This window comes from Methylobacterium sp. WL6 (genome assembly GCF_008040095.1).
Lineage (GTDB): Bacteria > Pseudomonadota > Alphaproteobacteria > Rhizobiales > Beijerinckiaceae > Methylobacterium.
Genome location: NZ_VRVH01000659.1, coordinates 1 through 639, shown reverse-complemented (window position 1 = coordinate 639; position 639 = coordinate 1). Strand labels below are relative to the sequence as shown.

At 77.6% G+C, this 639-nt stretch carries 1 protein-coding gene; it reads right to left on the bottom strand.

All coding sequences use genetic code 11. The features are described 5' to 3' along the window. Nucleotides 1-598 (bottom strand): sugar nucleotide-binding protein (locus FV230_RS29045; RefSeq protein ID WP_147844808.1); only part of this gene is annotated, 598 nt, incomplete at its 3' end. Nucleotides 599-639: the final 41 nt, after the last annotated feature.

Sequence of the window (639 nt, the reverse complement as noted above, 5' to 3'; positions counted from 1 at the left end):
TCCGCAGGGCGACGGCGGCCAGCGCCGCGGCGAGGTCGGCCGCCGAGGTCGGGCAGCCGTGCTGGTCGTCGACCACGGTGAGCCGGTCGCGCTCGGCGGACAGCCGCAGCATCGTCTTGACGAAGTTGCCCCGGTGCGGGCTCACCACCCAGGCGGTGCGCAGGATCGCGTGGCGCGGGTTGCCGGCCCGCACCGCCAGCTCGCCCCCGGCCTTGCTCGCGCCGTAGACGCTGCGCGGCGCGATCGGGTCGTCGGGCCGGTAGGCGCCGTCGCGCGTGCCGTCGAAGACGTAGTCGGTCGAGACCTGCACCAGCGGGACGGCGTGGCGCGCGGTCTCGGCGGCCAGGATCGCCGGCGCCAGCGCGTTGAGGCGCCAGGCGGCCACCGGCTCGGCCTCGGCCCTGTCGACCGCGGTGTAGGCGGCCGTGTTGATCACCGCGCCCCAGGGGCGCTCCGCCATCCGAGCCGCCACCGCCTCCGCATCGGTGATGTCGAGGGCGGCGCGGTCGGGCGCGTGGACCCGGACGCCGTCCGGCCAGGCGTAGGCCTGCAGCTCGGTGCCGACCTGCCCGGCGCCGCCGAGAACGAGGATGTCCATTCAGGCGCCGCCCGTCGCGGCGGGCGCGGCCGGGGCGAGGC